Below are 21,460 nucleotides of genomic sequence, written 5' to 3'. Positions count from 1 at the left end.
CATGACGGCGATGACGCCTAAGCGGGCGCGCGAGTTCTTCTGGGCGCTGGTGGAGAACGCGATCGCTCTCGTGGAGGACGCTGCGCTACTGGAGAGTCAATCTCCTGCGCGCGCGCAGTCCCTGCTCGTCCTTGCATACGAAGAAGTGGGGAAGGCGAGCTGGGTTCTCGACGCATTCTGGCGCGCGTGGGAAGACGACTCTGATGACGTCCGTGACGTCAAGGAGCTTTCCGCGGGTTCACGGCACCACGGTGCCAAGTATCTTGGCGGCCGGGAGTTCAGCATGCATCTACCCATTCCATACCTTTGGCATTCGCCGGACGAGATGATCCAACTCGGGCCGATGGCTGTGGGCAATGGTGAGGTCATCGAGGCAATTGGGGAGCCGCCTGATCTCCCGTCGAAGATTGCCGCTCGCGCGAACGAGGCCAAGCAGCGAGGGCTGTACGTGGATCTTGACCGCGAAGGCGTCGTCCGCGCGCCCAAGGACGCGGAGGTCATCGACTTGGTGGCGCATCGGGGGCATGTCGCAGCGAGCATCGTGACGTTGATCTACTCCTACGCATTTCTCGTGCTTCATGACCGCGATACCGAGGGCGCCGCGCAAGCGCTACTCGTGCGCGCGGAAGCGCATGCTCGCGATGAGGACTACGCATAGCCCGCGCGGCGAGGCGATGTGTGGCGTCTGTTGGGGGATGGGGCGCTCGTGGTCACCCGCAGCACTCGCGGACACTAAAGCAAAATGCAGTGGCGTCCACGATTGCTGAAGGTCTTTGAACCTAGGGCGCGCTTCTGGGGGAGAGCCTTCCGGGCACGTAGCTGGGCGGAACGACCCCTCGACGAACTCAAGGCCCCGAGTCCGTGGTCGCCAGATTGCCTACACGCTAGGCTCCGGGCATGCCTAGTGAGGGGGGTGGCGGCGTGTCCACCATTGTGCGAGGCGCGCCCACGCGACGCACGAACCTAATGGAGCAACTCCAAGAAGGACTTGTGACCGCTGTTGCCGCAGCCGCAGGATGCAATGTGTGGACGAGTTCCTTCGACGACGGTGTAGACATGCTCCTGGAGCACAAGCGTCCCGGCCAGAAGGAGTGCAGAATTCAGCTCCAGCTCAAGGCCACGTCGTCGGAAAAGATGATTACGTCGACGAGCGTCTCGGCCTACATGAGCGAGAAGAGGTGGGACGAGTTTCGCGACCCCGACCCCTATGAGCCGAGGATAGTCGTTGTAATGGCGCTACCGGACGACCAGGGAGAGTGGGCTTTCGCAACGCACGACGCGTTCGAACTTCGCCATTGTGCGTACTGGGTGAACATAGCTGGTGAGCCCGCCGCGAGCTCGAGTAGGCCGATCGTTACTGCACCTAGGGCGAACGTTTTCGATGACGTGGCTGTCTGCAAAATGATGGCTAAGATCCGCGCCGGGGGCGCACCATGATGGGCGGTTCCGAGGTTCCCGATGTCCGTGCGATGCTAGCCGCGCTCGCCGATTTGGGTTGGAGCAAGGTCGAGGCGTCAAGTGATCGATACTCGCTCTGGGATGCGCCGGGCGGGTCATGGGAGCGCATCCTTGTTCCTGAAGACGCGAACTCCATGGGATTCAGCGCTGCGCTTGAGCGAGCAACTGCGCAGTTCATGCGACTCCATGGCGTAGCCGCGAGGCGCGCGCTTGACGAGGCGAGCCTTGTGCTCGAAGCCGCACTTGAACTGGCTCGCTGGCGCAAGGAGACGCCGGATGGTGCGGGCGTCATCGCTTGGGACGACGGTCAGGCGTTGTTCGAGAGTGCACGCGCTCAACTAGTCGCCTCCGCCAAATCCGCAGTGAAGCCGAAGCGGTACCACGGCGGCTCGAGCTACTACGTTGCGAACGAGTTCATGAAGCGAGCCCTAATGGGCCAGACGGACGTGGGCAGTTTCATCGTGAATGCTCACGTGCCGAGCCACGCGCAGTTCTTCTCATCGGACAAAGCCGCCAGGTTGGCCGTCGAGAAGCCAGGAGACATGCTGCCCGATATGGTCCAAATCTCGGGCAGCGACGTAATGGCGGTGTTCGATCGCGCGCTCAGCACGCTCTCCGAAAGCGTCGAGCGAATGCGCGCGGGTGCTGCGATCGAAGAACTGCTAGACGCCGTGGACGATGGGGTGTCGCACGAACTGGTTCGCGCGGTTACCGAGGTGGCCGCGGGCAGCGGCGTGACTATCGAAATCGATAGGAGTCCGGGTCGTGTGAGCAGAGCCGCAACGCGGACACACGAGTTCGATCCAGCGGATGCATCCGAACTCTCCCGCGCCGCAACCTTCCTCGCATCCGCGGCCCAGCCCCGCGAAGTCACCCTCATTGGCCCCGTCACACTTCTGAGTCGCGACCCGGATACCGATGAGCAGGTGGTGAGGATTCACGCGGTGGATGGTCGCGAAACGCGTAAGGCGCGAGTGCGGCTAGACGATGAGCAATACGAGATCGCTCTCGATGCACATCGCGCCGACAAACCTCTGGTTGTTACCGGGACTCTGGAAAAGGAAGGCCACAGCTTCTGGCTCTACAATCCAACGAGCATCGCCGTCGTCGAGGCCGTCCGTCCGTCTCGGGCGAAGCAGGTCCAGGGCGAGTTCGACCTGAACACCGAGAGCTCACAAACTGACGGCTAACGCTTCGGGCAAGCCTCAGACTCAGGTCACCGAAGCCAGTCAATCTTGGCGCAGACTCCTGCGCCGAGCCCGACCTCGGCCCTTCGCAGCGACCGAGCCGGCGCTTAGGGCCGACTAGAGCAGTCGTCGCGTGCGGTGGCGCCGCGCGGCGTTCTGGTGCCTTGGTGCAGTCGGGCCTCGCGTCCGACATGGGCGTTCGCGCAGCACAGGGCGACACGCCAACGTACGAGGCAAAGCGCTGCCGCGCGTGGTCGAATGCTCGGGTAACTTGACCGTCATGACAGAGGTCGATGCAATGGCGAGTTCAGCAGTAGTAGAGGTCGAGACGCCGGGCACGGAGCTCGCGCGATTCGAGACGGGCGTGCGAAGCATGCTGGAGCAGTTCGGACTTCCCACGCAGCAGTTGTTCGTGCCCGTTCCGGAGCGCGCGCTGATGGTGAACAACGTCGGCGGCGTGCTTGAGGAACTCGAACCGGGCATTCGGGCAGAGGCGCACTATGTCTCCAAGATGGTGGCTGCCGCTACGGTTGGGCTCTTCGATGCCGCGCTCAACTACCTGTGGGATGAGCTCGTGTCGGCGCTTCGTTCCCGTGTCGTTGGCTTCGATCTCGCTTACTTCTTTGACATCGCCGCAGGAAACAACACAGACCTGCGCAGAGGCCTCAAGACCGAGGATGACCTTCCGGCGGTCGACGACGCACGTCTACTCCGCGCGTCGCTCGAAATCGGCCTCATCAGCGACGCAGGCTTCCACCGGTTGGACCACGTTCGGTGGATGCGGAACCACGCCAGCGCCGCACATCCGAACCAAAACGATCTAGCCGGTCTCGAGCTGGTCACGTTCCTCCAGGTCTGTATCCGCGAGGTGATCAACACTCCTACCGACACGGTCACCGCTCACACCGGGCGCCTTCTCGCCAATGTGAAGAAGGAGCTCCTCGAACCGGGCGCTGTAGATACAGCTGCAGCGTTCTTCGACCAGCTGCCCGCCGACCGTGCAGACACTCTCGCCAACGGTCTGTTCGGTCTATATACGGCGGCGTCCCGCATCCCGATGGTTGCCGACAATGTGCGGCTGCTTTGGCCGCGTCTGTGGCCCTTCGTGCAGGAAGCTGCCCGGAAGAACTTCGGGATCCGCCATGGGCGGGCTAGCGCTAGCGCGGAGACCGAGTTCGCCGCTGCCGCGCGGGAACTCATTGAGCTCGTGGGCGGTACGGCCTATCTCACGACCGAAGTCCGAGCAATCGACATGAGCGACGCGCTCGATAGCCTCAGCGGTGCCCACCATGGATTCAACAACTTCTACAACGAGCCGGGACCGGCACGTCGAGTCCTAGCGCTTGCCGGAGAGCAAGGCGATGTGCCCGAGCAAGTGCGTGAGCGCTATGTTCGTGTGATCGTCGATTGCTTCTTGGGTAACGGGTACGGCGTCAGCGATGCAGCCGTCACCTCGTACGAGGCGATGCTCGCCCGGTTCTCGTCAGCCGACGCGGCGTTGGCGTTGCGGCTCTTCCTTGATCCGGTGTACTCCTCACTGCTCGGGCACAAGGTTGGCCGTGCTCAGTGGGTGGCACTGCTTGAGATTCTCGAGCCCAAGCTCACCAGTACGACAGACCGCGACCTCATGGCTGCAGTACGCGCCTTCCCCGGCACTGCGGACAAACTGAGGCACGACGCCCGGATCAAGGGGCTCGCGGGGGTCAAGCCGTAGATCGCCAGCCTCACTGTCGTGCCAGATGAATCTCACGCCAGTGGTGTTCAGTGACCGATGCGCGGCTGGCATTCCGGCGGTGCGATCAATTGCTGGTCGCGCTGGACTACGCCGTGCCGGCACGTGGTTTCAGGGCTGCAAGGATCTTCGAGTTCGCTCGGACCGACGAAGGTGTCGCGCCTGCCTTGAGCGGCATCGTCTCAGTCAGCTCGATCCACGACTGCGCGAGCGCGTCGCCCGGCTCGTACCCGCAGTTCTCGACGAAGCGGAACGTCGCGCTCGTTAGGATGCCCGCCGCGTACTCGAGAACCTCAACCATCTGCTCGCCCCGCGGCCGGTGGCCGCGGCCGTCCGGCTCCGCGATTGGTTCGAAGGCGTCGTCATAGAACCACTCCTGACCGTGTGAGGCGGCGCTTGCTAGCCGCCACAAATAGTCCGCCCGGCCCTCATCAAGGCCGGCGAGACGCGCTCCTGCCTTGACCCGCTCCACATAGGGGACCTTGGCCGGGGCCTTGCCGCCGAATGCGTGCTGCTCAAGCAGCTCGATGCGTTGCGCGACGTCTGCGGCAGTAGCCGAATCGCCTGCGCTGTTGTACGCCTTGAGCTGCTCGCCGAGATCCTGATGGGTCAGGCTCTGATGTCGCGCGACGCCTTCTCGGATGTCCGCGCTCTCCAGGACCCACGCGACGACCCCGGCGGCTTCCATGCCCGAGCGTGCGTACGAGAACACGGGGCGTGGCGATACAAGCGCCTGTTGGCCCTCGAAGACCTGGGTCGGTGTCACGAGGTCGGGCCACTGGGCGACGTGGTCGTATGAAGCGACCAGCATCCGCCGCAGCGTCATGCTGAGTGGTCGTAGGGGGAACAAGTCGTCGGCCGCCTTGAGGGGCGACGCCTCCGTGGGCGTTGGGCAGGCATTGAGCATGAAGCCTGCCATGCGGATGTGATGGCCAAGCTCGGTCCAACGTTGGCCTTCGTCAGGAGCAATCTCGAAGCGTGGCGACGCGGTCATGGTTCGAGAGTAGGGCGAGGGTGCGACGCTGCAGTCGGTGACGGGGCGTGGGCGGCGACTCCTGCATGGTGCTGGCGCGTCGGCGCCCGGCATGGGACCCGTGTCGCTGTCCGCGGATGATGCCCGCGCCGCGTTGGCGCGCGACGCCGCAATCAGTTCTCGCCGTCGCGCGGCTCGCCTGGGTCGTTGGCGCTGGTAGGTGCCCGCTCGGGCCGATGGACTGCACTGAGGGGCCGTTCGGCCGCCCTGCGCGGGTCCGACGCGGGCTCAGCTCAAGGTGGACATCGCTCCTGGTAAACAGCCAGTGGCCGCGACATGTCTTGCTAGAATGGACTGTACTCAGAACTGGCATGGACTGGGGACCCCCGCGGCAGGGCATACCCCCTGGTCAGTCAATTCCGAGTCTTCGCCACGCGCGGCGTCGTCTCGCGGGTCGCTCCTGCGTGGTTGTCAGGCCTTCCCTGGGTGATGCGGGGCATCGCCCCGGAGCATGAGCGGTTATCGCGGACTCGGGGCATGCGTCGGTCGTCGGCGCCGCCGGGACTGGACTGTACGCAGATCAGCCATGGACTGTGGACGCCCGGCACCGCGGTGGGCCGCGATGGCGGATCATCTTCGATGTCGGCTGTGGGGTCTGCACCGGTGTTGACCGACGTCACCCGATACTGGGTCGCACCGATGCGGTGTCGGGCGCCGGTGAGACCATTCCTGGAAGAGCGTGTGGCGACGGGAGGTGTGGGATGCGCGGCGAGGCGACGGTGCTCCACGCCGACCTCGACGCGTTCTACGCCTCGGTCGAGCAGCGGGACGAGCCCGCTCTTCGCGGACGGCCCGTGATCGTGGGCGGCGGCGTGGTGGTGGCCGCGAGCTATGAGGCGAAGGCGCGGGGCGTTCGCACCGCGATGGGGGTGCAGCGCGCGCGTGCGTTCTGTCCCGACGCCATCATCGTCCCTCCCCGTATGGAGGCCTACTCGGCGGCGAGCCGTGCGGTGTTCGCGATCTTCCACGACACCACGCCGTACGTGGAGGGCGTCTCGATCGATGAGGCGTTCCTCGAGGTCGGGGGCCTTCGCCGCCTTGCGGGGACTCCCGAGGAGATCGCCGTGCGCCTGCGGCAGCGCGTGCGTGCCGAGGTCGGGCTCCCGATCTCGGTGGGCGTCGCGAGAACAAAGTTCCTCGCGAAGGTGGCGAGCGCGGTCAGCAAGCCCGACGGGCTCCTCGTGGTCGCGCCCGACCGCGAGGAGGCGTTCCTTCATCCACTTCCGGTCGAGCGGCTCTGGGGCGTCGGCGCGGTGACCGCGGAGAAGCTGCACCGCAACGGCATCTACACGGCCGGGCAGCTGGCCGAGCTCGAGGCGGCGACCGCGGAGCAGTGGCTGGGCAAGGCGGCCGGTGCGCATCTGCATGCGCTGGCCCGGCTCCGGGACCCTCGGCCGGTCGAGAAGACCAAGCGCCACGGATCCATCGGCTCGCAGCGCGCGCTTGGCAACCGGTCCTACACGGGTGGTGAGCTCGGGCTGATCCTCACCCAGATCGTCGACGGCCTCGCGAAGCGTCTGCGCGATCGCGGTTCGTCGTGCGCCACCGTGATCCTGAGGCTTCGCTACGGCGACTTCGTGAAGGCGACCCGATCGCGCACGCTCGGCGCGCCTACCGATCGCACCGAGGTGCTGCTCGGCGTCGCCCAGCGCCTGCTCGCCGAGGCGGGTCCCGACATCTCCGGCCGGGGCGTCACCCTCATCGGCGTCTCGCTCGCGCAACTGACCAGCGCCGGGACGGTTCAGCTCGAGCTTCCGATCGACTGGAACGACGGGGCGCGCATCGACACCGCCCTCGACGCGGTCCGCGATCGATTCGGCTCCGCCGCGGTCACGCGCGCCGCGCTTCTCGGTCGCGACCCGGGTTTGTCGGCGCCGCGGCTGCCTGAGCACGAGTAGGCACGCCCAGGACCCGAGTGGTGAGCGCGACTCCGTCATGCGCTCCTCGGATCGCGAGGGTCGCGTGGGGGCGTGATCCCGCCAAGGGGACGGTCGGCCAGGTGGTCGCCGTCGACGATGGTGTCCGAGGTCCATGCCTGCGCGGAGAGCTGGATCTGTGGCGGAGGGTTGTCCGGGCTCACGCCGCGGGGCGCGGGCAGCGGCCCGGCGAGGTCGGGGAACGGCGCTGCGGTCTCAGGCGACGGCCCTCGAAAGGCGCATCGCGCGCCCCGGTGGCGGCGCGCGACAGTCCGTGCGTTCCACGACGCAGTCCGTGCGGGGCCGCAGCCGCGAGGCCTGTCGGCGTCACGGTCCGACGAAGCGCATCGAGCCGACGATGGCCTCGATCTCCGCGATGTCCGCGTCGGTCGCCTCGGGCATCGAGAAGGCGTCGATCACCAGCCGCTGGCCGTCGGCGTCGATGATCCACAGGCGATCGACCTGGCCGGGTCCCTGGTGGTAGCGGACGGATGGCTTCCCGATGCCGGTCCAGCTGACGAAGTCGTGCGGCTCGCCCGGCTTGGCATCGCAGTCGGGGAAGCCCTCGCCGTCGTACGCGATGTCCTCCGGGACGCTCCACTCGAGGTACACGCCCGTCCTGCCGTCGATCTCGGTCGGCACGGGGTCTGACGGGTCCCGCAGGGGCACCTCCTTGAGGGCCGCTGCAAGCTCGTCGACCGAGTCGCCCGGGTCGTATGCCGTACCCTCCCAGCGGCACGGGTCGCGGAACACCTCGTCGACGTTCCACAGCAGGATCGCGACCGACTCCTTCCCGAGCGCCCACCCGTCGCCGGATGCCCAACCGGCAGGCACCGTGACCAGCAGATCCGGATAGGGGTCCCCGCCGAGCACCCGCGAGGGCTCGAACCGGTAGGTGCCGGCCTCGAGCGGCTGATCCCCGGCGCCGACCACGGGCGCCGACGGTAGGGGTGAGGCGCTCGCCGAGAGCGGCGGGGGCTCGGTTGGAGCCGCCGGATCCGACTCCGAGCACCCGGCGAGGAGCGCGGCGCACACCACGGTTGTCGCGATCCGGCGGTGCAGAGTCACAGGGCCCGCTCCCTTCGCATCGCGCGGACCCTCGAGGGGATCGACCTGCGCGGCGCGCGCGAGGACGAGGGCACGGCGACCCGTCCAGGCTAGCCCGCGAGGCCGATGCCCGCGCCGGGGAGCCGTGGCGCCGTGGCGCCGTGGCGCCTAGAGCCGGTACCCGCCCGAGGCCTCGATCCGCTGCGCCGTGACCCAGGCGGACCCCGGAGAGACGAGCGACGCGATCACCCCGGCGATGTCGGCGGCGACCGCGGAACGCCCGAGCGCCGTCCCTTCCGCGAAGACCTGCCGCACCGCGTCGTTGCCCACCCACCCGGAGAACTGGGTCTCGACCGGCCCGGGCGCCACCGTGTTGACACGGATGCCCCGCGGTCCCAGCTGCTCGGCCCAGTAGCCGGTGAGGACGCCGACCGCGCCCTTCATCGCGGCGTACGCGTCGCGGCCGACGTGGACGAACCGCGTGAGACCCGTGCCCAGGTTCACGATGCTGCCGCCGTCGGCGAGCATGGGGTCGTCGGAGGACGGGGTGGCCAGCGCCTGGGTGAGTAGGTAGACGCCGCGGACGTGCGTCGCGTAGAGGTGGTCGAGCACCTCGGCGGAGGTCGCACCCAGCTGGGTGTCGGCACCGGCCCCGGCGTTGTTGACCAGGACATCGATGGTGTCGCGGCCCCAGGTCGAGGAGAGGCCGGGCCGCAGCTCGCGCACGAACCGCTCGATGTCCGCGGGGTCGGCGATGTCGAGGCGGAGCGCGGCTGCCCGGCGTCCGAGCGCCTCGATGGCGGCGACCGCATCGTCCGCCTCGTCGGCGTGGCCGCGATAGGTGACCACCACATCGTGCCCACGGCGGGCGAGCTCCTCGGCGGTCGCGCGGCCGATGCCGCGGTTGGCGCCCGTGACGAGGGCGAGGGGGGTGCGGGGTGCGTCGTTCATGGTTCCTCCTGGGGATCGTTGCGGCACCAGCCTCCGTGGAGCCGGGCCGGGGGAGAAGGGGAGGCTCACCCTGGGGGCGGCGCCCCTACCCTCGGGATCGCGCTCGCGCGGATACTGGGGCGATGGACCTTCCCGAGCTCGGCGCCTTCCTGCGCTCCCGCCGCGACCGGATCACCCCGGCCGACGTGGGCATCGTCCCCGGACCGCGCCGCCGCGTCCCCGGGCTGCGCCGCGATGAGGTCGCGGTGCTCGCGGGCGCCTCGGTCGAGTACTACACGGAGCTCGAGCAGGGCTCGAAGGTGCAGCCCTCGCCCTCGATGCTCGGGGCGCTCGCGAGGGCCCTGCGGCTCTCCGCCGACGAGCGCGATCATCTGTACCGCCTCGCGGGCCGGCCCGTTCCTGCCCGCGCGGGGGACACCCACGTCGAGCCGGCCATGCTGGCGCTGCTCGACCGGCTGGACGACACCCCGGCGCTGATCATCTCCGACCTCGCGGAGACCCTCGCCGCGAACGACCTTGCGCGGGCGCTCCTGGGTGAGCGCCAGGGCCTCCCGTGGCCCCGCTCCAGCCAGGTGTACCGCTGGTTCGCCGAGCCCGACAGCCGCGGCGTGCATCCTGGACCCGACCACGACCGCCTGTCGGAGTCGCTCGTGGCGGACCTGCGGATGGCCGCAGGCCGCCGTCCCGCGGGCGACGCCCGCCTCGCGGAGCTGGTGGGACGATGCGCGGAGGCCTCGGACGAGTTCGCCCGGCTGTGGGAGGAGCGCGCCGTCAAGCTCCGCCGTGTGGATGCGAAGACGTTCCTGCACCCGACGGTGGGGCCGCTCGACCTGCTCTGCCACAACCTCTACACGGGCGACGGATCCCAGCACCTGCTGTGGTTCACCGCGCGCGAGGGCTCGGACAGCGCGGAGCGGCTCGCGCTGCTGGGCGTGGTCGGGGTCCAGACGATGTCGTAGACCCCGGGCGCGTCGGCCCTGGGCCCAGCGCCGGCGATGCCGTACACTGAACAACCGCGAGCAACCGCTCGCATGCTCGTCGAGCCCGGCGGACCCGGACTCCGAGCACCGTCAGCGCCCAGGCGTGTACATCTCCGCCAGGATCGCGCGTCCCACCACGCCAGCGTCACCCACGCTGATCGGCGTGACCGGATCCACACAGACTTCCGTCGGCTACCGCCGTCGGGGATCACCGCACGTCGGCGTCGCCGGCGACGTATCATCGGCCGCACCGCGGTCAAGCAACACAGAAGGAACAGCATCATGGCTACTGGCATCGTCAAGTGGTTCAACGCCGAGAAGGGCTTCGGCTTCATCGCTCCCGACGACGGCTCCGCCGACGTCTTCGCGCACTTCAGCGCGATCAACTCCTCGGGCTACCGCACGCTCGAGGAGAACCAGCGTGTCGAGTTCGACGCCGAGCAGGGCCCCAAGGGCATGCAGGCGGCGAACATCCGCCCGCTGTAACCCAGCATCTCGACGGAGGCCCGTCGCGGTCCGCCACACGGCGGCCGCGGCGGGCCTCCGTCGCGTCCAGGCCATCGCCTATCCCGTCGCCGAGTGCACGTTCCGGCTTCGAACCGCGCACTGAGCGTCGGGGTAGACGCTTGCATGCCTCCGGGTGCCCGGTTTGGGCGATTTCCTGGTCATTTGTGGAGACGATCGCTACGGTGGCGGCATGCGGACCGGGGGGATTCGGCTGGACTCGTTGACGGGTCTGCGCTTCGTCGCGGCCCTCGCGGTGTTCCTCACCCACGCCCTGCCGCGGCTCCCCGCCGACAACCCGGTTGGGCGCCTCGCTCAGGACTGGCTCACGCAGGGCCGCGTAGGCGTCTCGTTCTTCTTCATCCTGAGCGGCTTCGTCCTCATGTGGTCGCGCCGTCCCGACGATGCGCCGCGCGCGTTCTACCGCAAGCGCGCGGCGCGCATCTTGCCGGTCTACTGGCTCTCCCAGCTCGCCTCGTTCCCGGTCGCCTTCGCGATCAGCGGGGGAGTGGCCATCTCCGACATCGTGCTCCGTGCCACCCCCGCGATGCTCGGCATCCAGTCGTGGTTCCCCGACGCCGCGATCTACCACGCGGGCAACCAGGTCTCGTGGTCCGTGGCCGACGAGCTCTTCTTCTACCTCATGTTCCCCGTGCTCGCGGTGGTCGTGCCGCGGGCGCGGCCGCGGCGTGCGCTGCTGGTGGTCTCGGTCGCGGCGATCGTCGCGGTGCCGGCGGTTGTGGTCGCGCTCGGCAGCGGACCCGTGGGCAGCTGGGCCGTGTACATCCTGCCGCTCCAGCGCATCGCCGAGTTCGTCATCGGCATGGCGCTCGCGCACGCGATGCTGCGGGGATGGCGCCCGCCGGTCGGGCTGCGCGCCGCGAGCATCCTCTCCGTCGCGGCGTACCTCGCGGCGGGCGCGGTGCCGGAGGCCTTCGGCGACGTCTCCGTGACGCTCGCCCCGCTGGTGCTCCTCATCGCCGCAGCTGCCGCGGCCGACCTGGACGGCGCATCGTCCCCCTACCGGTCGCGGGGCCTGGTAGTGCTCGGCGACTGGTCGTACAGCTTCTACCTCGCCCACTCGCTGATCCTGGTGAGCGTGAGCGGCGTCGTCGACAAGGCGCTGCCTGGCGGGGTGGGCACGGACCTCGCGCCGTCGCTGCTCGCGATCGTCGGCGCGCTCGTGGCCTCCGTCGCTGCGGCAGGAGCGGCGTACACGTGGGTTGAGAAGCCGCTCGAGCGGCGCCTTCGTGGGCGTGAACCCGTCCCCGCGCGCGTGCGGCGCCATCCCGCTGACACATGAGCGTCAGCACAGCGCGCTGTGCGGGCACCCATGTGTCAGCGGAAAGCACGGGGCGGGTGCGTCAGCGCACCTCGGGGATCATGTCGATCGCGCCGCACGGGCATTCCGCGGCGCAGATGCCGCAGCCCTTGCAGTAGTCGTAGTCGACCTCGTACCGCATGCCCGGGCCCAGCTTCCTGATCGCGTCGTCCGGGCACATCCCGAAGCAGTTGTCGCATTCGAAGCAGGATCCGCAGGACATGCACCGTCGCGCCTCGAACACCGCGTGCTCCGCGTCGAGGCCCGTGAGCACCTCCTCGAACCCGGTGACCCTGCGCGCGGCCGCGAGCTCCGCGCGGTGCTGCTTGGGGGCGTCGGAGTAGTACCAGGTGTTCAGCCGGTCCGCTGAGGCCTCGCGTGAGACAGGCTCGGCGGGCAGCACGCGCGCGGCCAGCCACGCATCGACGGCGCGAGCGGCGCGCGCCCCGCGCCCGATCGCGTAGGTCGCGGTGCGCGAGCCCGGCGACACGTCGCCCGCCGCGAACACCCCCTCGCGGCCGGTCATCAGCGTCACCGGGTCGACCGCGATCACGCCGGACGCCACCGTCACATCCGGCACCTCCGCGAGCAGCGAGAGGTCCGCGTCCTGGCCCACGGCCAGCATGACGGTGTCCGCATCGAGCTCCTCGAACTCGCCCGTGCCGTGCGGCCGTCCCTCCTCGTCGAGGGACATCTTCTCGATGGTCACGTGCGGACCCTCGACGGCCGCGATGGTCGACAGCCACTGCACGCGCACGCCCTCGCCCACCGCATCGTCCAGCTCGGTCGGGTGCGCTGGCATCTGCTCCCGCGTGCGGCGGTAGACCACCACCGCATCGGACGCTCCGAGCCGCCGTGCGGTCCGCGCGGCATCCATCGCGGTGTTGCCGCCGCCGTAGACCGCCACCCGGCGCCCCACCAGCGGGGCGTGGCCCGATGCGACATCGCGCAGCACGTCGATCGCGTCGACGATGTGCGACGCGGCGCCCGCGGGGATGTCCACGTGGTGCGCGACCCCGGCGCCCATGGTGAGGACCACGGCGTCGAACCGGGCCTGCGCCTCGTCGAGGGACAGGACCGGTGTCGAGCACTCGATCGCGACCCCGGTCGCCTCGATGCGGCGGATCTCCGCCGCGAGCACCTCGCGCGGCAGCCGGTACGCGGGGATGCCGTACCGCATCATCCCGCCCGGCTCCGCGGCGGCCTCGCGTACCGTCACCTCGTGGCCCAGCTGGCGCAGGTGGTACGCCGCGGACAACCCCGCCGGTCCCGACCCCACGACCAGGACGCGCCGCCCGGACGATGCGGCGGGTGCCGGGAGCGCCCATCCCTTCTCGAGCGCGGTGTCGCCCAGGAAGCGCTCGACGGCGTTGATCCCGACCTCCTCGTCGACCTCGGCGCGGTTGCAGGCCTCCTGGCAGGGGTGGTAGCAGATGCGGCCCATGACGGCGGGGAAGGGGTTGGCTGCGACGAGCCGTCGCCACGCCGTCTCGAAGCCTGCCTCTCCCTCCTGGGTCGAGCCGAGCCACCCGCGGATGTCCTCGCCCGACGGGCAGCCGAGCGAGCACGGCGGCGCCAGCTCGACGTAGACCGGCCGCTCCGTGCGCCAGGTACCCGTGTGATACGCGAGCGAGGTCGCGGGGCCCGTGGACAGGCCCACGGTGGGAGGGGCGTCGTGGTCGTTCATGAGCGTTCTCCCAGGAGGTCGTAGCGCCGGATGTTCGCCTCGGCGAGCGCGCGCCAGCGTGCGAGCGCATCGTCGCCGCCGGGCTTGAAGAGGTGGGCGAAGCGCGCCTGCGGCCGCAGGTACTCCTCGACGTCCGCGCGCTCGCGGATGCGCTGCACCTCGGTGAGCTCGCCCGCGCGCGCCTCGATGACGGGGAAGATCCCTGACTGGACCGCCGCGCGCGCGAGCGCGATCGACTGCGAGGACTCGGAGCCCCATCCCACCGGGCACGGCACCAGCACGTGCAGGTAGCGCGCGCCGTGCATCGCCATCGCGGTGCGCACCTTGGCCTCGAGGTCGCGCAGGTCCGCGGGTGTCGCGCTCGCGACGTACGGGATCTCGTGCGCCATCGCGATCTTGACCATGGACTTGCCCTGGCCGAACGCCTGGCCGGGGGAGCGGCCCACCGCCGGGGTGGTGGCCGTGCGCGCGGCCGCGGGTGTGGCCGAGGACCGCTGGACGCCCGTGTTCATGTAGCCCTGGTTGTCGTAGCAGACGTAGAGCACGTCGTCGTTGCGCTCGAACATCCCCGACACGGCCGCGAGCCCGATGTCCACGGTCCCGCCGTCGCCGCCCTGCGCGAGCACGCGGACGTCGTCGCGGCCCTGCGCGTGGAGCGCGGAGGCGATGCCGGTCGCCACGGCCGCGGCGTTGGCGAAGAGCGAATGGATCCACGGCGGCTTCCACGCGCTCTCGGGGTACAGCGTCGAGAACACCTCGAGGCAGCCGGTGGCGTTGGCGACGATGAGCCTCCCGCCGGAGGCCTCGACCGCGGTGTCCATGACCCAGCGCGCGGCGAGGGCCTCCGCGCAGCCCTGGCAGGCCCGGTGGCCCTTGGTGAGCGAGGAGGGACGGTCGGCCTGCGACTGCAGGGAGCGTTCGTCCTCGGACAGCAGGCGCCCGCCCACGGCGAGGGTGCCGGTCTGGAGGAAGGGGATGTGGACCACGCTCATCGGTGCACCTCCGTCGCGCCTTCGTGGGGTACGGGGACGCCGCCCTCCTTGAGATCCAGGAGCTCGAGCGGGCCGAGCTGCCCGGCGTGGGCGCGCCGCACCACGGCGCGCAGCGACTCCTCGAGGATGGGCCGACCCCCCAGGCCCGCCACCACGGAGTGCACGCGTGAGCGGGTGCCGGCGAGCGCGCGGCCTACGTCGCCCGTGAGGACCCCGCCCGAGCCGAGCTCGAGCGCCCTGTCGATCACGACCACGTGCCGCGAACCGCCCAGGGCGGCGCGCAGCGCCTCGGCCGGGAAGGGGCGGTACGAGCCGATCCCCACGAGCCTCACCGGGACGCCCTCGGCGCGCAGCGCGGGCAACGCGGCCTGGAGCGTGCCGAGCACCGAGCCCATCGCGATCACCGTGACGTCGCCGTCGTCGGCAGGTGCCGCGTCGCGGGCTCTGTCGAGGGTGTCGGGCGTGTAGCGCGACACCAGGCCGCCGGCCTCCCGTCCGAACGCCTCGTGGAACCGCTCCGACCATGCGGCGAGCACCCCAGCCGCATCGAGGAAGCGACGATGCTGGAGGTACTTGGTCTCGGTGAAGGACTCCGGCCCCGCCATGGTGCCGATGGTCGTGGGATGGTCGATGTCCAGCGCCTGCCGCGGCGCGAAGCGTGGCAGGAACGCGTCGATCTGAGCGGCGGTAGGGAGCTCGAGGACGTCGGTGGCGTGGGTGAGCACGAACCCGTCCATGCACACCATCGCAGGGATCTCGAGCTCCTCCGCGGCCGCGAAGGCGATGACATGGAGGTCCGCGGCCTCCTGGTTGTCGGCGGCGTAGAGCTGGAGCCATCCGGAGTCCCGCAGCGCCATCGCGTCGGAGTGGTCGTTCCAGATGTTGATGGGCGCGCCGATCGCGCGGTTCGCGACGGTCATCACGATCGGCAGGCCCATGCCCGCCGCGTTGAACACCGCCTCCGCCATGTAGAGCAGGCCTTGCGAGGCGGTCGCGGTGTACGCCCGCGAGCCCGCAGCGGAGGCGCCGATCGACACCGACATGGCCGAGAACTCGGACTCCACGTTGACGTACTCGCAGTCCGCGAGCTCGCCCGTGCGCGCCATCGCGGACAGCGCCTCGACGATGTGCGTCTGCGGGGAGATCGGATAGGCGCACACCACGCCCGGCCGGCATCGTGCGACCGTGCGTGCGACCGCCTGCGAGCCTTCGAGCACCTCGCGCATGTCAGACCTCCCTCGCCTCGAGCGCCGCGGCGTCGGTCTCGCTCTCGGTCGACCCGGTGAGCTCCTCCCGCACGAACGCGAACGCCTCGTCCGCCGCGGCGGCGTTCGCCTCGCCCACCGCGCCAGGGAAGCGCTCGCGGAACACCTGCGTGACGGCATCGAGCGTCACGTCCCCGGCGCTCGCGGCATAGGCCGCGAGCATCGCCGCGGCGGGCTTGGGGCGTCCCAGGTGGCGCAGCGTGATGGAGGTCGCCGGGATGGTGACCACGGTCGCCTCGACCTCCTGGGCGCCCGCGGCCTCACGCACCTCGACCGCGGACGTGGTGGTGTCGACGATGACGAGGCCCCCGGTCGCGAGGCCCGCGAAGACCCCGCCGGTAGCGAGCAGCGTCGGGTCCTGCACCAGCACCACGTCGGGCACCAGGACGGGTTCGCGCGTCCGCAGCGGCGCGTCGTCGAACCGGCAGTACGAGACCACGGGTGCCCCGGTGCGTTCGGAGCCGAACGAAGGGATCGCCTGGACCTCGTGCCCGGCGAGGAACCCCGCACGTGCGAGCATCTCCGCGGCGGTGACCACGCCCTGTCCGCCGCGGCCGTGAATCCTGATCTGCCTCATGCGCGCGTCCTCCTGGAGGAGCGGCGGCGGCGCGGATGCGCGGCCCGGCACGGGTGGTCGCCGACGACCTCCACCCCTTCACGCTATGCCCGGAGGGGTGTCCCACCCGGGACCGAGGTCCTAGGGGCCGGAGGACGATGCGGCGGTGGCGGACGCGGGTTCCTCGCCTCGAGCCTCGCCCTCCTCGACGGCCGCTCCGGCGTGCTGCGAGCGGGCTTGCGGGCGGGCCGGGACCAGCCGGAACGCGGCCCACGCCGCGAGCGCGATCGCGCCGAAGCCGGTGACGATGAGCAGCCACGTGAGCAGAGGGGTCTGCGACGACTGCCAGTCGTCGCCGGTCGGCACCGCGATGAGCACGAACGCCACCGCGGCGACGAAGTACGCCCCCGCCCACGCGCGCCTGCTCCAGTCGTGGATCGCCTTGCCATCGAGGTAGGTGAACGGAAGCAGGCCCACGACGAGCGCGGCGAGCGTCTCGAGCACCACGCCCGCGAGCGTCTCCTCGGCCAGCGTCACGGCCACACCCTCCGATCCGGCGAACACGCTCTCGAGCACGCTGAGGAGGATCCATGACGCCAGCCCGACCACGAAGGCGGTCGCGACCCCGAGCAGCGCGAGCCTGCCCTCGTGCCGCGTGGACACGGCGCGGCCGTACTGGACGCTCACCACCACTCCGAACAGCAGCGCGGGCTCGATGTGCAGGGTCTGCGAGACCACGACGGAGATGGTGACCACGATGAGCGCGCCGGGCAGCGGCATGAGCCTGCCCGGGACGCGCAGCCCGCGCCGGGAGGCGAGGAGCCGGCCGGCGTTCAGCCCAAGGTTCAGCACCGTCAGGGACAGCCACAGGCTGACGTAGGTGATCGCCTCCTCGGGGCCGAACCGGAACCCCGTCTGCCCCAGCCCGAGGATGGCTGTCGCGAGGGCGACGGTGATGCCGCACGCGAGCCATGGCCGCGAGAGCGTGCGTCGCGCCCACGAGCGCCGACGGCCAGTGCGTCGGGGTGTGAGCCACCCGAAGGCCCGCGAGTAGTTCTCGGTGAGCGTCGACTGGAGCAGCTCGGCGGGGATGCCCGCGAGCAGCAGGAACGCCGAGGCGAGGGTCACCGCAGCCGCGACCCGCAGGGGGGACAGGTGGAGGTCGCCGAGCGTCGGGACGGTGGGTGCGAGCCAGCCGTAGCCGTCGGTCGGCGCGGGCGCGGGCTCGTCGGCGACGGCGACGGGGTCGGGCACCGCGGCGGGCGCAGCGACGGGCTCCGGTGCGGCGGGAGCGCTCGCCTCCGGCTCCGGCGCGGGCTCGAGCTCGGTGAGGGGCGCCGGGTCGATGACGTCGATCAGGATGGGAGCTGCCACGACCTCCGGGAGGAGGTCCGCCACCACGACCGCCATCGAGGCGGTCGAGGGTTCGATGCCGTCGCCAGTGAGCGTCGCCACCACCTCGTGCGAGCCCGACTCCGCCGCCTCCGGCACCACTGCGACGAGCGTGAGGTCTCCGGCCGCGTCGACCGCCGCGGCTCCCATGGGCAGCGGTGTCGAGTGGAGCTCGACCGAGACCTGCGCGCCGGGTGGCAGCCCGGACGCGCGAAGCGTGAGGCTGTCGCCTCGATGGAGGGCCCCGCCGGCCGCGGCGGCCCCGTCGGGGCCCTCGAGCGCGAAGGCCCACAGGATCCCGACCGTCCGCGGCGGCGCGGCCGGATAGTCCGGGTCCGCGGCGCCCGGGAGCGGCGCCGCTAGGCTCGGCGCGCCGACGAGGCTCAGGATGAAGCCGATGACGATGGTCGCGAGGGCGAGCGCCCCGATGCGGCGTGCGCCCATGCGCGTCGCCGGTACCCACGCAGGTCGCACCATGCGCGGATCCTTTCCCCCTGATCGCGGAAGCGCGGCGCGGCGCGACGTGTCCCGGGATCCCCTGGGGCGATGGTAGTTCCGGCACGGCAGGCCGAGTGTCCGAAATGTGAAGATTTAACGCCCAGGAAACACACGGCGTCGAGAGGGGTGCGCATGGTGGCGATGGTGGTGATGGGGCCCACGTCGACGGGCAAGTCCACGGTGGGTGTCGCGCTCGCGGCCGCGATCAACGCGCCGTTCGTCGACGGCGACGATCTCCACCCCGCCGCGAACCTCGCCAAGATGTCGGCCGGGGTCGCGCTGACCGATGACGACCGCTGGCCGTGGCTCGACGCGGTCGGCACGATCCTGCGCGATGCTCCGGGCGGTGCGGTGGTCGCCTGCAGCGCGCTCAGGCGCGCGTACCGCGACCGGATCCGCGCCTCCGCCCCCGACGCGTGGTTCCTCGAGCTCTCGCTCGCGGAGGCCGAGGCGCTGCGCCGCTGCGCCGCGCGCGACGGGCACTTCATGCCGCCGTCGCTCGTCGCCTCGCAGTTCGCCACGCTCGAGCCGCTCGAGCCCGACGAGCCCGGGCTGCAGGCCGATGCGACGGCACCCGTAGCGCGGATCGTGGAGGCGGCGCTAGCGTCGCTTCGGTGACCACGTACCGGTTCGAGGCATCGCTCTACCTCTGGGAGAGCACCCAGGCGGCCTGGGTCTTCACCGACCTCCCGTTCGACGTCGCCGACGAGATCGAGGACGCGCAGACCGGGCCCCGGCGAGGCTTCGGCGCGGTCCGGGTCGAGGTCGCCGTCGGCGCCACGACCTGGCGCACCAGCATCTTCCCGTCGAAGGAGCGCCGCACCTTCATCCTGCCTGTCAAGCGCGCGGTGCTGGACGCCGAGGGTCTCGCACCCGGGGCCTCCGCGACATTCGCGCTCACGACGGTCGGCTGACCGCCGGCGCGTGGGACGCTGAGGACGTGAACGACGCTACCGCCGGCCCGCGCGACCCGTTCGTCGCGGCGTGGGTCGCGACCGTGGTCGACGTCCCCCTCTACACCGTGATCGGCGGGGCATGCGCGTACCTGGGGGCGCAGGTGTGGGAGATGCTCACCGGGGTCGAGGGCGAGGCCCGCGTGGGGGTCGACGACACGGAGGCGGCCGTGCTCACGGTCACCGCGCTCATCATCGCGGTCGGGATCGCGGCGGTCGCGCACACCATCGGACGGCACCTGCATGCGCGCACGGCCGAGGCAAGCCCGGCACGAGCCGCGGGGGCCTTCGCGCTCATGGGTGGGACGCTCGGGCTCATCCCGGCAGGCATGGTCGCGGCGGGCAGCGACGACCCTGCGGCGCTCGCGTTCGTCGCGATCGCGATCGTGCTGCCATGCGCCTCCGTCGCCGCCCTCACGCGCATGATGCTGCCGCGGATCGCGGCGTCCGAGACCGCCGTCACGGGCTTCGCGATCGCCGCGGTCCTGTGCGTCCTGCTCGCGTGCGCCCTGCTCGCGATGGTCTGGGTCACGTGGCCCGACGTCGATCGAGCATTCTGACCCTCAGCCCGCGAGGAGCTCGGCGATGACCCCGGGCACGGCCGTCGCCACCTCGAGCGCCGCGACGGGTCCGCCGGCCGATGCCCGCTCGGCGGCTCGCGCGTGCACCCACGCCGCGTTCGCACCCGCGGCATCGGCGGGCAGCCCTGCCGCGAGGAGCGCGCCTGCGATCCCGGCGAGCACGTCGCCCGCGCCGGCCGTGGCGAGCCATGCCGGCGCCAGCGGAAGCTCGATCGCGCCGCCGCCGGGGGACACCACGAGCGTGAGCGCGCCCTTGAGCAGCACCGTCGCACGCGCGGTCTCCGCAAGGAGGCGCGCATGGCCCACCCGGTCACGCTCGACGTCCGCCGACGTGACATCGTGGCGCAGCGCGCCGAGCGTCCGCACCAGCTCGCCCGCATGCGGCGTCAGCAGCACCCGCTCCGCACCGATCGCGCGCGCCCCGGCCGCGCGTGCGCGCGCCACCGTCTCGAGGGCGCCCGCGTCGACCACCATGGGCGCCGACTCGGCGATCACGGCGCCGATCGCCGCATCCTGCTCGGGATAGTCGGCGACTCCCGCGCCCACCACCCAGGCCTGGGCGCGGGGGAGGCGTTCGGCGGCGTCGACCGGATGGTGCACCACCGCCTCCGGACGATGCACGAGCACCAGGTCCTGCGCCCGCGTGGGACCCACGTACCGCACCATGCCGGCGCCCGCGCGCACCGCGCCCGACACCACGAGCGCGGCGGCACCCGGATACGCCTCCGAGCCTGCGATCACGCCGACGACGCCGCGCGAGTACTTGTCGTCGGCCACGCCCGGCACGGGCCACGCGGACGCGACGTCATCACGCTCCCACACGCGCATCGGCCTCACGGAGCGAGGGTGAGGATGTACAGGTCGGAGTGCATCCACTGCCCGTCGCGCTGGATGTCGTTCTCGATGCGGTGCGAGCGCGCCAGCCCCAGATGGGCCATGACCTTCGCCGACGCCTTGTGCTCGGGCCGGCAGCGCGCGTGGACCTGCTCGAGCGCATCGTCCTCGCGCAGCGCCTCGATCACCGCGTGCACCGCCTCCGTCGCGATGCCGCGGCCCCAGAGGTCGCGCCGCACCACCCAGCCGAGCTCGCGCACGCCAGGCGTCGAGTCCAGCGGGCCGCGATCCTGGCCGTACACGCCGATGCCCCCGACCACCGTCCCGGCCGGGATGCGGCCCGCGCCGCCGACCGCATCCTCCCGCAGCGTGATGGCCCAATGCGCGGGGATGCCCGCCTCGACCGCTTGCGCGATCCAGGACCGCGTCTCCTCCTCGGAGTTCGGCCCCCAGTCGGTGAAGCGGCACACCGCGGGGTCGGACGCGTAGACGTGGACGTCCGCGGCGTCGTCCGCGCTGAACGGTCGTAGCAGGAGTCTCGCGGTCTCGAGCGTCATATCCCGACGATACGCC

At 70.7% G+C, this 21,460-nt stretch carries 21 protein-coding genes; 11 read left to right on the top strand and 10 right to left on the bottom strand.

The genetic code is table 11. The features are described from left to right. Position 1: 1 nt before the first annotated feature. From AOM00_RS03235 to AOM00_RS03220, 4 genes are all read left to right on the top strand, one after another. Positions 2-658, top strand: a complete 657-nt coding sequence (locus tag AOM00_RS03235) for an AbiV family abortive infection protein (RefSeq protein WP_062516435.1) — start codon at positions 2-4, stop codon at positions 656-658. Between the two features lie 239 nt (positions 659-897). Next, positions 898-1,437, top strand: coding sequence for a DUF4365 domain-containing protein (locus tag AOM00_RS03230; RefSeq protein ID WP_082096489.1), 540 nt, complete (start codon positions 898-900; stop codon positions 1,435-1,437). Continuing rightward, the gene (locus AOM00_RS03225) at positions 1,434-2,648 is read left to right on the top strand and encodes a hypothetical protein (RefSeq protein WP_062516433.1); all 1,215 of its coding nucleotides are present in this window, start codon (positions 1,434-1,436) and stop codon (positions 2,646-2,648) included. Before AOM00_RS03230 ends, AOM00_RS03225 begins: the two co-directional genes overlap by 4 nt. A 277-nt stretch (positions 2,649-2,925) precedes the next feature. Further along, a complete protein-coding gene (locus AOM00_RS03220; RefSeq protein WP_156159008.1) occupies positions 2,926-4,359 on the top strand; it encodes a hypothetical protein in 1,434 nt (477 codons plus the stop codon). Between the two features lie 106 nt (positions 4,360-4,465). Here the strand turns inward: AOM00_RS03220 and AOM00_RS03215 are convergent, their stop codons facing one another. Beyond that, positions 4,466-5,371, bottom strand: coding sequence for a hypothetical protein (locus AOM00_RS03215; protein WP_156159007.1), 906 nt, complete (start codon positions 5,369-5,371; stop codon positions 4,466-4,468). Positions 5,372-6,111: 740 nt separating this feature from the next. On the opposite strand from AOM00_RS03215, the gene dinB reads away from it, so the two are divergent. Next, positions 6,112-7,308 (top strand): DNA polymerase IV, encoded by a 1,197-nt coding sequence (dinB, locus tag AOM00_RS03210; RefSeq protein WP_062516431.1) that lies wholly within the window; start codon positions 6,112-6,114, stop codon positions 7,306-7,308. Between the two features lie 345 nt (positions 7,309-7,653). Here dinB and AOM00_RS03205 read toward each other — a convergent pair whose 3' ends face one another. Continuing rightward, positions 7,654-8,259: a hypothetical protein gene (locus AOM00_RS03205; protein WP_062516430.1), complete on the bottom strand. Its 606-nt coding sequence runs from the start codon at positions 8,257-8,259 to the stop codon at positions 7,654-7,656. 282 nt (positions 8,260-8,541) lie between these two features. Beyond that, positions 8,542-9,324: an SDR family NAD(P)-dependent oxidoreductase gene (locus AOM00_RS03200; RefSeq protein WP_062516429.1), complete on the bottom strand. Its 783-nt coding sequence runs from the start codon at positions 9,322-9,324 to the stop codon at positions 8,542-8,544. A 122-nt stretch (positions 9,325-9,446) separates the two neighbouring features. On the opposite strand from AOM00_RS03200, the gene AOM00_RS03195 reads away from it, so the two are divergent. The 3 genes from AOM00_RS03195 (at position 9,447) to AOM00_RS03185 (ending at position 12,111) form a co-directional block, all read left to right on the top strand. Then, the gene (locus AOM00_RS03195; protein WP_062516428.1) at positions 9,447-10,283 is read left to right on the top strand and encodes a helix-turn-helix transcriptional regulator; all 837 of its coding nucleotides are present in this window, start codon (positions 9,447-9,449) and stop codon (positions 10,281-10,283) included. 303 nt (positions 10,284-10,586) lie between these two features. Then, positions 10,587-10,790: a cold-shock protein gene (locus AOM00_RS03190; protein ID WP_062303802.1), complete on the top strand. Its 204-nt coding sequence runs from the start codon at positions 10,587-10,589 to the stop codon at positions 10,788-10,790. 211 nt (positions 10,791-11,001) lie between these two features. Further along, a complete protein-coding gene (locus AOM00_RS03185; RefSeq protein WP_082096486.1) occupies positions 11,002-12,111 on the top strand; it encodes an acyltransferase family protein in 1,110 nt (369 codons plus the stop codon). Between the two features lie 61 nt (positions 12,112-12,172). On the opposite strand, the gene AOM00_RS03180 is transcribed toward AOM00_RS03185, so the two are convergent. The 5 genes from AOM00_RS03180 to AOM00_RS03160 all read right to left on the bottom strand — a co-directional run bounded on the left by AOM00_RS03180 (position 12,173) and on the right by AOM00_RS03160 (position 18,498). After that, a complete protein-coding gene (locus tag AOM00_RS03180; RefSeq protein WP_062516426.1) occupies positions 12,173-13,816 on the bottom strand; it encodes an NAD(P)-binding protein in 1,644 nt (547 codons plus the stop codon). Then, positions 13,813-14,808, bottom strand: a complete 996-nt coding sequence (locus AOM00_RS03175; protein ID WP_062516425.1) for a thiamine pyrophosphate-dependent enzyme — start codon at positions 14,806-14,808, stop codon at positions 13,813-13,815. Before AOM00_RS03175 ends, AOM00_RS03180 begins: the two co-directional genes overlap by 4 nt. Next, positions 14,805-16,034 (bottom strand): transketolase C-terminal domain-containing protein, encoded by a 1,230-nt coding sequence (locus tag AOM00_RS03170; RefSeq protein WP_062516424.1) that lies wholly within the window; start codon positions 16,032-16,034, stop codon positions 14,805-14,807. Before AOM00_RS03170 ends, AOM00_RS03175 begins: the two co-directional genes overlap by 4 nt. Before the next feature lies 1 nt (position 16,035). Then, positions 16,036-16,650 (bottom strand): 2-oxoacid:acceptor oxidoreductase family protein, encoded by a 615-nt coding sequence (locus AOM00_RS03165; RefSeq protein WP_062516524.1) that lies wholly within the window; start codon positions 16,648-16,650, stop codon positions 16,036-16,038. 120 nt (positions 16,651-16,770) lie between these two features. Continuing rightward, the gene (locus AOM00_RS03160) at positions 16,771-18,498 is read right to left on the bottom strand and encodes a hypothetical protein (protein WP_062516423.1); all 1,728 of its coding nucleotides are present in this window, start codon (positions 18,496-18,498) and stop codon (positions 16,771-16,773) included. Positions 18,499-18,651: 153 nt separating this feature from the next. Here AOM00_RS03160 and AOM00_RS03155 point away from each other — a divergent pair, with 153 nt between their 5' ends. From AOM00_RS03155 to AOM00_RS03145, 3 genes are read left to right on the top strand one after another with little or no spacing between them, the layout of a single operon-like run. Then, positions 18,652-19,137, top strand: a complete 486-nt coding sequence (locus AOM00_RS03155; protein ID WP_062516422.1) for a gluconokinase — start codon at positions 18,652-18,654, stop codon at positions 19,135-19,137. Then, on the top strand, positions 19,134-19,433 hold the full coding sequence (locus AOM00_RS03150) for a DUF1905 domain-containing protein (RefSeq protein ID WP_062516421.1): 300 nt from the start codon (positions 19,134-19,136) through the stop codon (positions 19,431-19,433). Before AOM00_RS03155 ends, AOM00_RS03150 begins: the two co-directional genes overlap by 4 nt. A gap of 26 nt (positions 19,434-19,459) precedes the next feature. Further along, positions 19,460-20,032, top strand: coding sequence for a hypothetical protein (locus tag AOM00_RS03145; protein WP_062516420.1), 573 nt, complete (start codon positions 19,460-19,462; stop codon positions 20,030-20,032). A 3-nt stretch (positions 20,033-20,035) separates the two neighbouring features. Here AOM00_RS03145 and AOM00_RS03140 read toward each other — a convergent pair whose 3' ends face one another. Beyond that, complete coding sequence (locus AOM00_RS03140; RefSeq protein ID WP_062516419.1) at positions 20,036-20,881, bottom strand: ADP-dependent NAD(P)H-hydrate dehydratase; 846 nt, start codon at positions 20,879-20,881, stop codon at positions 20,036-20,038. A 5-nt stretch (positions 20,882-20,886) separates the two neighbouring features. After that, positions 20,887-21,444: a GNAT family N-acetyltransferase gene (locus tag AOM00_RS03135; RefSeq protein ID WP_062516418.1), complete on the bottom strand. Its 558-nt coding sequence runs from the start codon at positions 21,442-21,444 to the stop codon at positions 20,887-20,889. Positions 21,445-21,460: the final 16 nt, after the last annotated feature.

Source organism: Demequina gelatinilytica (assembly GCF_000971115.1).
Taxonomy (GTDB): Bacteria; Actinomycetota; Actinomycetes; order Actinomycetales; family Demequinaceae; genus Demequina; species Demequina gelatinilytica.
Note: the sequence above shows the minus strand (reverse complement) of the source record. Positions and strands in the feature narration are given on the sequence as shown.